Source organism: Fodinibius salipaludis (assembly GCF_002287075.1).
GTDB classification, from domain to species: domain Bacteria; phylum Bacteroidota; class Rhodothermia; order Balneolales; family Balneolaceae; genus Fodinibius; species Fodinibius salipaludis.
Genome location: NZ_NSKE01000023.1, coordinates 1 through 2,482 on the forward strand (window position 1 = coordinate 1; position 2,482 = coordinate 2,482).

A 2,482-nucleotide genomic window follows, 5' to 3' on the forward strand; every position below is an offset into this window, starting at 1 on the left:
CGGCGAGGTGCGTCCGGTATTATGCATTAGAAAGAGGACACCTGTAGATTGGGTAGAATCCACATTCAACTCCAACCATACAGAGAGGTCCTCTTATGAATACTACGACACATTACGCAGGAATGGATATTCATGCAAGCAATACCGTCATACAGTCCATTGACCCAACTGGGGAGCAAGTGCAACAGCGGGAGGTGCCCACACGAGCAGACAAACTGATCAACTGGGCCCGCAACTACCCGCATGACCAACTGCAAGTAATCCTTGAACAGGGAACCCATGCACGCTGGGTGGCAAGTGCTCTGGGCCAGTGGGTCGACCGGCTGGTCATCTGTGATCCGGCTGAAAATGCCTTGGTTCACAGGGGTGGAAACAAAAATGACCGAACCGATGCCCATAAACTGGCTCGACTGCTTCGACTAGGCGAATACAAGTCCGTTTGGTGGCAACCCTTGGAAGCCCGTCACGTCTTCAAGTCTCGCATGAAGATGTATCTGCGCCAGCGCCGGGCTAAGGCGGCAGCCATTCAACGGCTGACCCACTACCTTCGGCATATAGGGGTACGGATTCCTACCGGCAGCAGCCGGTTTAGTTTCCAGAGGGGCGAGAGGTGGATCAGTCAAATTAGCTCACAGGCTCATCGCAGTCTCGCCGAACAGAAACTTGGATTTATCACCTACCATCACGAGCAGTCGTTGGAAATCTTTCGAGGCATCCGCGAGCAAGGCAAAGACTACTGGGAAATTGCCGAATTTGCCAAGATTCCTGGTATAGGTCCGGTAGGCTCTCACCTGTTTTCGGCCTTGTTGGAAGATCCCCACCGATTTTGCAAGCGCAGCCAGGTCTATAAGTTTTGCCAGTTGGCCGTTGTGAGCCGCAGTTCCGCCGGACAGTCGGTGAGCCGCAAACGCTTGGATAAAAAGGGATATGGGGAGCTCAAAGCCATGAGTTATCGGGCTTGGCTGAGCGCTGCTAATACGAGCGGCGACAATGAAGTCAAACAATTTTGGAAAGAAAGCTGCCGCCGGGCCAGCAGTGAACGCAATGCCCGACTTAATACGCAACGTAAAATTATTAACGTCATGTGGAGCCTATGGAAGAACGGACGGATCTATGATCCGGACAAATTTTAAAATATAAATAACCGCTTTTGACAGCAATCCCATCCCAGCGATGGGTCAGGCCCGGGCAGGCTCTTATTAACGCGTAATCCGGCAGTCCACTGCTGAGGTTCTCGTCCGGTTAGCCGCCTGGGCCCTTTTTGAATACTAAGCCAGATAAGACATTAGACGTTTCCACGCGAAGGAAAACAGTCTCAGATAAACGCCTGGACAAGATTCATGTCCTCTTACAAAAGCAATCTCGTACATCGGGGATGGAGAAATGGAGTCAAAAGTAGTACGAAATTATCCAATAGCAGGTGTCCTAGCAATCGCTCAAATAGGACCAAAGGAGAAGTACGGAGTGAGTTGACTTTCTAATGCATAAACGCGTTAATGCGCGGGTTAGGCCGCTTTTGCTGGATTTATGTGACAAATTCTTCTGGGCTAATAGCTATATTAGGAAACTCACGGATAATTTTTTTATCAAATGTGACTATCTGGATATTTAAATCATCTGCCAATGCCACAAATTCACAATCGTAGGCCGAACAGGATGAATCTGAAACAAAACTCATAACTTGTGTTGAGTTTACTTCGAACTCGTTAGCATCCATCAATTGTTCGGCTTCTTCTATGGCTTGCAAAACAACCGATAATTCTAAAATTTCCTTCCGTAAATATATCGATAGGACATTTCTGAATTCAGATCGCCAGAGAAGAGGGGCAACCCAATCATCATCTTTCTTAAGCACCTTGTAAACCCACTTGTCCATATCATTTGGTACCCACATGCTCGCAATTACATTCGTATCGACAACAATCATGGACGCCCCTGATCAATCGCTTGTTGAATTTCATCCATAGAAAGGGTGCCTTTTGCTTTTTGTTTAAGTTTTTTCGCACGAGCAATTACTTGATCAGGATCTCGTCGATTGCTTTGAACTAACTTTTTTAAATAGACGATCACTTCACTGTTAATACTTCGGTGATGTAAATCGGCCTGTTTTTTTATTTTGGCATAGACTTCGTCGGGTATATCTCGGATTGTGATATTTGTTGGCATAGCATTTGAATTTATTTTGGTTTCAAAGTAAAACTAAACAGAAGGGGAGATTATTGCAAGGAAAGCAGTATAACGATTAGCGCTTAAGCTGCGTGTTGTTTCTATATTTCGTTTAGTAATAAAAGACAGAATTTGTCGGCTAAAAGCAAGAGGGAAGGCCAACGGCGAGTCACGTCCGCTTGAAGCGCCGGGTTAGTTTGGGGCTGAAGATGTAGAACCAGCAACGGCTTTGATAAAAACAACGGAAGAAAACAGCGGACGTAAGATGATTTAGCCCCGACCGGCCAGGACAAAATGTGAAATAGGATTTTCGGAA

General features: G+C 46.5%; 3 protein-coding genes. 1 reads left to right on the plus strand and 2 read right to left on the minus strand.

The genetic code is table 11. The annotated features are described in order from the left end of the window. Positions 1–95 precede the first annotated feature (95 nt). Positions 96–1,133: an IS110 family transposase gene (locus CK503_RS15820; protein ID WP_095607805.1), complete on the plus strand. Its 1,038-nt coding sequence runs from the start codon at positions 96–98 to the stop codon at positions 1,131–1,133. A gap of 392 nt (positions 1,134–1,525) precedes the next feature. Here CK503_RS15820 and CK503_RS15825 read toward each other — a convergent pair whose 3' ends face one another. Further along, entirely contained in the window at positions 1,526–1,927 is a 402-nt protein-coding gene (locus CK503_RS15825; protein WP_095607806.1) for a type II toxin-antitoxin system VapC family toxin, read from the minus strand. After that, a complete protein-coding gene (locus tag CK503_RS15830) occupies positions 1,924–2,166 on the minus strand; it encodes a FitA-like ribbon-helix-helix domain-containing protein (RefSeq protein WP_095607807.1) in 243 nt (80 codons plus the stop codon). Before CK503_RS15830 ends, CK503_RS15825 begins: the two co-directional genes overlap by 4 nt. Positions 2,167–2,482: the final 316 nt, after the last annotated feature.